10 protein-coding genes are annotated in these 6,513 nt (G+C 59.2%); 2 read left to right on the top strand and 8 right to left on the bottom strand.

Annotated elements, in window-relative coordinates:
- Positions 1-12: 12 nt before the first annotated feature.
- From AB4Y32_RS26110 to AB4Y32_RS26145, 8 genes are all read right to left on the bottom strand, one after another.
- Entirely contained in the window at positions 13-1,407 is a 1,395-nt protein-coding gene (locus AB4Y32_RS26110; RefSeq protein WP_368724129.1) for an APC family permease, read from the bottom strand.
- Positions 1,408-1,451: 44 nt separating this feature from the next.
- Positions 1,452-1,592: a hypothetical protein gene (locus tag AB4Y32_RS26115; protein WP_193727671.1), complete on the bottom strand. Its 141-nt coding sequence runs from the start codon at positions 1,590-1,592 to the stop codon at positions 1,452-1,454.
- Positions 1,589-2,095 carry a hypothetical protein gene (locus AB4Y32_RS26120; RefSeq protein WP_368724130.1) on the bottom strand — a complete coding sequence of 169 codons (507 nt, stop codon included), beginning with the start codon at positions 2,093-2,095 and terminating at the stop codon, positions 1,589-1,591. The genes AB4Y32_RS26115 and AB4Y32_RS26120 overlap by 4 nt, the downstream gene beginning before the upstream one ends.
- A gap of 4 nt (positions 2,096-2,099) precedes the next feature.
- Positions 2,100-2,435, bottom strand: coding sequence for a hypothetical protein (locus AB4Y32_RS26125; RefSeq protein ID WP_152759048.1), 336 nt, complete (start codon positions 2,433-2,435; stop codon positions 2,100-2,102).
- Between the two features lie 420 nt (positions 2,436-2,855).
- Positions 2,856-3,251: a group II truncated hemoglobin gene (locus tag AB4Y32_RS26130; RefSeq protein ID WP_368724131.1), complete on the bottom strand. Its 396-nt coding sequence runs from the start codon at positions 3,249-3,251 to the stop codon at positions 2,856-2,858.
- Positions 3,252-3,286: 35 nt separating this feature from the next.
- Complete coding sequence (locus AB4Y32_RS26135) at positions 3,287-4,321, bottom strand: NAD(P)H-dependent flavin oxidoreductase (protein ID WP_368724132.1); 1,035 nt, start codon at positions 4,319-4,321, stop codon at positions 3,287-3,289.
- A 237-nt stretch (positions 4,322-4,558) separates the two neighbouring features.
- Complete coding sequence (fae, locus tag AB4Y32_RS26140) at positions 4,559-5,092, bottom strand: formaldehyde-activating enzyme (protein WP_368724133.1); 534 nt, start codon at positions 5,090-5,092, stop codon at positions 4,559-4,561.
- 398 nt (positions 5,093-5,490) lie between these two features.
- A complete protein-coding gene (locus AB4Y32_RS26145) occupies positions 5,491-5,835 on the bottom strand; it encodes a glutathione binding-like protein (protein WP_368724134.1) in 345 nt (114 codons plus the stop codon).
- Here AB4Y32_RS26145 and AB4Y32_RS26150 point away from each other — a divergent pair.
- Complete coding sequence (locus AB4Y32_RS26150) at positions 5,802-6,056, top strand: LysR substrate-binding domain-containing protein (RefSeq protein ID WP_368724135.1); 255 nt, start codon at positions 5,802-5,804, stop codon at positions 6,054-6,056. The genes AB4Y32_RS26145 and AB4Y32_RS26150 overlap by 34 nt on opposite strands.
- A gap of 237 nt (positions 6,057-6,293) precedes the next feature.
- Positions 6,294-6,513, top strand: a 220-nt coding sequence (locus AB4Y32_RS26155) for a helix-turn-helix domain-containing protein (RefSeq protein WP_368724136.1), incomplete at its 3' end; no start/stop codon positions are given.

Consider the following 6,513-nt stretch of genomic DNA (forward strand, 5'->3'; position numbering starts at 1 on the left):
AGACGCGCCACATCAATAATGCTTCGGGCGTGGCCAGTCCATCGTGAACTGATCGCCGCGCTTCACGTACTTATAGCGATGCAGCGCGAACCAGATCGAGGCCATGATGTAAAACGCCATGATCGACAGCAGCGAAGTGCCATAGCCGAGATAGGTTGCAAAGTAAGTCGCAATGCACAGTATCGCCAACACGATCGCGGGAATCGGATGGAACGGATGGATATAGCCGCGATTGATGCTGCCAAGAGGCCACTGCCGGCGGAACTTGACGATATTGATCGACATGAACGTATAACCGAGCAGGCCAGAGAGAATCGAGAACGTGATCACCTGGTCGAGCAGGCCCGTGAACGCAAACGAAATTGCAATCGGCACGAGAAAAATGATTGCGCGGTAAGGCGTGCGGTAGCGCGGATGCACGGCGCCGAACCATACTGGCATATAGCGATCGCGCGACATCGAGAACCATGCGCGTGATGCATCGTTGATGCAGCCATTGGCCGACGCGACCGCCGAGAACAACGTGCCCACGAAGAGCAGCGTCTGCAAGCCCTTGCTGCCGGAGAGCCGTGCTGCGTCGTAGAGCGGGGTCACTGCCTGACCGAGGTATTCCCACGGCATCAGGCCGGTGGCGACATACCACGTCATGGCCGCTGCGACGAGCAGCGTGATCATGCCGCTCATCGTGCCGAGTGGAATCGAGCGGCCGGCCGAGCGAACCTCTTCCGCAGCCTGACAGGTGCCTTCGATACCGAGGTAATACCACATGCCGAATTGCAAGGCCGCGACGACGCCCAGCCATCCATACGGCAGTTGCGTGAGCAACTCGTGATGAATCAGCGTTTGCCCAGGGTGCCACGGCGCAACGCCGAGGAATAGCACGACGATCGCAATGAACGCCACAGCCGTGATCACGAAGTTGACCGTGAGCGTGACGAACACGCCTCGATAGTTGAGCAATGCGAGAAACGCGATCGTGACAAGCGTAAATGGACGCGAGTCGAAGTTCGCGTAGCCCGAGTCGGTGGCGACGGCCTTGATCAGGTCGCCGACCACGAGGGCGTCCGCGGCTTCGAGCATCGTGTACGCCATCACCAGATAGAGTCCCACATTGAAGGCCATCAGCGGCCCGATGATGTGCTTTGCCTGCGTGTATTGCCCGCCCGCAGCCGCGACGGTCGACGTCACCTCCGAGTCGATCATCGCGACGCACGTATAGAGCAGGCCAATGATCCAGCACGCGATCAACGATCCATATGCACCACCCTTTGCGACGGAGAAGTTCCATCCCATGAACTCCCCGACGAGCACGATGCCGACGCCGAGCGCCCACACGTGAATCGGCCCCAACACTTTCAGTAGCGCGATGCGCTCGCCTGACTGTGCTACTCCCGCTGCGTCACTCATGAGCTGCTCCTCTGCGGCACGATGCCCGTCGTCGGTCTGTCGATCTACTCGTTACCTTCCGTCGAACTCATCAGGAAATCGTCGTCGTAGTCGCGGTGGACCTTGAGCGCGTCGATGAGAATCCACGCAAAGATCAGAATCGACAGCCCCCACGCGGCATTGCTTAGCCATTGCCAGAAGTTCATGATGTCTCTCCAAATTTTTCCGCGATTACCTGCCGGTACTGCTTTTCCGACACGCGCAACACGAAGACGAAATAACCGACGATTACGAGCGCCGTCACGATGAGCGAGACGGGTTCGATCTGGTAATCGAAACGGCTGGTAATGATCGGCTTGGCCTGCTGGGCGTCATAGCCGAGCTTTCGCCATTGCGCTTCCATGGCGGGGTTTTGTCCAAGCTCTTTCCACGTCACGTGCGCTTTTGCCGTTTCGGCTTCCGGCGGCTTGTCGGGCGTCTTGAGCAACAGCGGCGCAAGCAAACTGCAATAAACGAGCACGAGCAGAAAGATGCTGTCGACAAACTGGCCGAAGCCCTTCTGGACGGGTGGCACATAATCGGCTGCCATTGCAGGCCTCCTTTCTGGTTGGCATTTCGGATTGCACGCCCCGAAGCAATGCGGGTACAGCCCGGTCGCCTCCATGGCGACGGGAGGGCGCATCAGCATGCGCGAAAGCTCTGGGTTCAAGCGCTTACTTGACGGCCGGACTGAGCGCTTCGTCGTCACGCTGTGCAAGTTCCGCCTTGCGTGCGCGGTTCTCGTCGAGGTGACGGATGTCGAGGCCGTAGATATGGTCCTTGTCTTCCTTGTAATGACGGATCATGGCAAGAATCGACGCGGAATTGAAAACAAGCACTGCGCCCACGCCGATGGTGAGCGCGATGCGCACGGATGAATCAGTCGTCTGCGAAGTGATGGCGAAATAGACGTAGCCCAACGTGATCCAGAGCAGCAGAAGAGCGATTTGCGCCATGCGTCGGTCGCGGGAGAACATTTGCTCGATGCGCTTGCGAATTGCGTGTTCCATCTTGGCAACTCCTTGGACGTGCCGGCAGCACCGGCGGTTGTCAACGATCCGGCTGTTCCTGCTGGTTCCCATTGGTCAACAAAGTTTCCCGACAATATTTGTTGTTCAATACGCGCTTGTCAATATGGTTTGAGGGGGTAGACACGCGGAAGGCCCGATGCGCGGCGCAGTATGCGGGTAATCGAGCAGAGATCGGGCGCGCGGCGGTGCTCGATACGAGGAAGTGCAGGAGAGGGGCCTTACAACAATTCAATTCGATTGGGATTCGACTTCGCGGAAACATCTCTGCGTTACCTCTCGCAACATCCGCAAAACGCGCAAAGCCCGCAAGACCCGCAAGACCCGCAAGACCCGCAAGACCCGCAAGACCCGCAAGACCCGCAAGACCCGCAAGACCCGCAAGACAGATCGCGACGCTCGCTAGGCCTTGTTTTGCAGCGCCTGAGCGCTTCGCGTGAAATGCCGCATGAGCGTCGCCTCGACGTGTGCGTCATAGCCCAGTGCCAGAATCGCCTTTTTCATGCATGTCAACCAGGCCTCGACTTCCAAAGGCCCAATTTCGATGTGCTCGTGCATGTACCGCAGACTCGCATGGCCCATCCGCTCCAGGTAGTACTGCGGTCCGCCGAAGTAGCCTGACAGAAACTCGAATTGTGCATGGCGCACGTGCGCGAGCCCGAAGCCCTTTAAATGCAGCGCATGAATGATCGCGCCGTCGGGGTCGCTTTCGATGATGTCGTAGAACGTTTTCACGAGACGCGCGACTGCCGCTTCGCCACCGATCAGTTGGTGCACCGATTGCCGTTTCGTCTCCATGATGTCCTCACGTTTGCTGGCTTATCTAGTGCCTGTCATGACCGACGTCCGTAGGCGGCGATGCGGCGCTGCGCCTCATTCGCCTCACGCAACATGCGGGCGATCACTTCGGCGGCCGAGGTGCGCGCGCTCACTAGCGCGGACGATTCGCCTGCGAAGAGCGCCATTTTCTCCAGATCCCCAACCGTGCTGCGCAACGGCGAATCGGTGCTGAAACGGTAGATCGGCCGCCCACCTTCATTCGCGATCACTTCGCGGGGCAATTGGTCCGGGTGATGTCCGAAAAGCTGCCCGCGAGCTTCGTCGGTCACACTGTTGGCCAGCACGCGGACGGGCGAATTGGGCGGCCAGTTGATTGCAAAGAGGTCGGTGTAGACGGTGTCGCCCGCGCGCGCCTCGCAGACGCGTTGTTTGTGATAGTCGTGTGCGAACGACTCGTGCGTTGTCAGGAACACCGTGCCGCAATGCACGCCGGATGCACCCATTGCGAGCGCAGCGATCAGCCCGCCGCCCGTCGCGATTCCGCCCGATGCGACCACGGGCACGCGCAGATGCCGCACGACCTCGGGAAGCAGCGTCAGGATACCGGCTCGGCCACGCACATGGCCGCCCGCCTCGATACCCTGAACGATCACGGCATCGGCGCCGGCCTGTTCAGCCGCGATCGCGTCTTCGAGCGAGCCGACCTGATACAGCACGATAGCCCCGGCATCCTTCGTCTGCTTGATGACCTCGGGCACGACATCCCAGAAGAAACACAGCGCGGGAACGCGAGTCGCAATGCAGACGCTGAGTTCGGCCGCAAACAGCGACGGTTCGGTTGCTGCCGGAATCAGGTTGACGCCGAACGGACGCTGCGTCGCGGCGCGCACGGCGGCGATTTCACTTTCGATCAGCTCGGGCGTTTCGCGCACCATTCCAAGCAGGCCGAATCCACCTGCTTCGGAAACGGCTGCTGCGAGTTCGGAACGTGCTGGTCCGCCCATGCCAGCTGAAATGATCGGATGCTGGCAACCCAACAGGCGGGTCAGCTCATTGCGATAGGAGCCTGCGTCGGTATCCAGGTTCATACAACATGCTCTTGTAACGGTCACGGCAACGCCCTTGGCAAGCCGGTAGCACAGCGCGTCGTCCGAATTGACGCCATTGCGTCCATGATAGATTAGCAAGCATCGTGCTGGCCTCTACCTGAGGGGGTAGAGGCAATACCAACTCCGGCAGAAGCACGCACCCGATGCGCTGGAACGGGGCGCGCATACGCGGTTGCCGAAAGGCCAGTACGTCTTGCACCGCAACGTGCACGCGCTTCAGCTCCAGTCGTCCATATCGTGCTTGATGGAGTGCCGGTTGGCGATAAGCGTGTCGACGCTTGGCTCGTTGTTCATGGCACGTCGAATGGCGAGCTTGGTCGCCTCGTAGTTCGTGCGGTACATATCCTTCTTGTCGAGGTTTGTCTCTGTGGCGCAGCGTGGATCGATCCACACGAGACTGACGATGCATAGCTCGTTGGCCTGATCTGTGGGCAAGATGCCGTCGATCAGGCAATCGACTATTGCATCCGCCGTAGCCGACTGCACGACGCCACCGAATAGCTCGATGGTGGTCATGTCCCTGAGCGTCACCTTGGGGACGATCATGGTGGCAGGGCGCACCATCTGATTGCACGCGCGGATCGCGAACATGGCCGTGTGCCCCTTGCTCTGCGCCATCATGTTGGCGAACGCGTGACCGACAGGTCCGTCGGCACGGCCTATCAGGATTTCGGGCATCGCGTCAGTCACCTGGCCGGGGGCGGCGAACACCGTCGCTTCGCCTGCGCGGAACGTCAAATCGAGATTCATTGTCGACCTCCTTTGGTTGGATACCGAAGATTCATGGAATGCAAGGACGATGCCATCCGATTCAATGCGCCTGAGCAACTACAGTGTTACGCAATATGTATCGTCTTCGTGACAAAGTGGCAAACGCGAATCGCGGCGTCCCGTCGCGTAAACGTGCGCCTGCGCTGGCGCGTTGACCATTTCGCCGATCAGGCAGCATCTCTGGAGCCGGATGATTAATGATCTATCAGGAGTCCATATATAGCGGCTCATGAAGCAAACCGAAGCAGTGGCGATTGCTTATAAATTCAATGTTTTCGGATCGACACGACGCTCTATGGCAGCGCGTATATACATACAGGGGCGCCCGCAATGCTCTCTTTGTCCTCTTGCCCCCGGCTGAAACATAGGCCGCTCCATCAAACGTGAAATTCGAGCCCTTCGCTATTCAGCGCGCGTTGCACCGCAGGACGACTCAGAATCCTTCTCGCCAGCGCGGTCCACGCGGGATAACCGGTTTGCATGGGCATGTCGATGCGAAGTCCCCACCGGTACAAAACCAGCAACATAGGATCGGCGATGCTGTAACCCGATAGCGCTGCATACTCGCGCCCATCGCCGAGCTTCCGCTCGATGTCCGTGAATGACACCGCGATGGTATCTCGCGCGCGCTCACGAACCTCCGCGTGTGTTTGCTCGTCGCAAATAAACGGCGCACGTCGATCTTGCCGTGGCGGAAAACGCTCCGGCTTACGACGACGCAAACAGCCTGATCGAAGCCGCCGTGCAGGGAAAGGGCATTGCGCTAGTGCGGCGCGCGCTGACTGAAACGGAGCTTGCCGATGGCCGGCTGGTCAGGCTCTGGAAGACCAGCATCATTGATGTCTACGCCTATTACGTCGTCTGGCGCGAGGGCAACGCAAAGCGCGCGGAGATAGACGCGCTCAGGGCCTGGTTGCAACGCGAAGCGGCTTCCCCTCCGTAATCGGGAGCACGCATCGAGCGCCGAGATCGCGATCCCCCATACTGCGTGTCGACGATGAGGTTATCGGTCTGAGGACAACTGACTTGCCCGTATGCCAATATTGGACATAATATCAATTATCAACATCAGAGCTTGTAGCGGCCAGATGATAATGTCCGCTTTTAGCCGCATAGAAATGTCCGCTTTTGATGCTGTCGTATGCTAGCCACCCGCCGTTTTCGGGCGCTCTAGACATCGATGGCTGTGACAGAACGGATAACAATGACGATGCGGGAACTGGACAGATTCAAAGTCATTCAGGACGTGACGGAGGGACGGCTCAAGCCATGGCGTGCTGCCGAACGTCTGGGTCTGACGACGAGGCAAGTACGGCGGTTGGTGGCCCGATACCGCGAGTCTGGCGCCGCTGGACTGATCTCTTGCAAGCGCGGTATGCCCGGGAATCGGAGACTGGACG

Source organism: Paraburkholderia phymatum (genome assembly GCF_040965635.1).
Classification (GTDB): Bacteria; Pseudomonadota; Gammaproteobacteria; order Burkholderiales; family Burkholderiaceae; genus Paraburkholderia; species Paraburkholderia phymatum_B.

What these genes read in the sequence shown, in the direction of transcription:
- AB4Y32_RS26125 (WP_152759048.1), bottom strand. Translation starts at nt 2,435, where the DNA reads ATGGAACACGCAATTCGCAAGCGCATCGAGCAAATGTTCTCCCGCGAC.
- fae (WP_368724133.1), bottom strand. Translation starts at nt 5,092, where the DNA reads ATGAATCTCGATTTGACGTTCCGCGCAGGCGAAGCGACGGTGTTCGCC.
- AB4Y32_RS26135 (WP_368724132.1), bottom strand. Translation starts at nt 4,321, where the DNA reads ATGAACCTGGATACCGACGCAGGCTCCTATCGCAATGAGCTGACCCGC.
- AB4Y32_RS26110 (WP_368724129.1), bottom strand. Translation starts at nt 1,407, where the DNA reads ATGAGTGACGCAGCGGGAGTAGCACAGTCAGGCGAGCGCATCGCGCTA.
- AB4Y32_RS26115 (WP_193727671.1), bottom strand. Translation starts at nt 1,592, where the DNA reads ATGAACTTCTGGCAATGGCTAAGCAATGCCGCGTGGGGGCTGTCGATT.
- AB4Y32_RS26130 (WP_368724131.1), bottom strand. Translation starts at nt 3,251, where the DNA reads ATGGAGACGAAACGGCAATCGGTGCACCAACTGATCGGTGGCGAAGCG.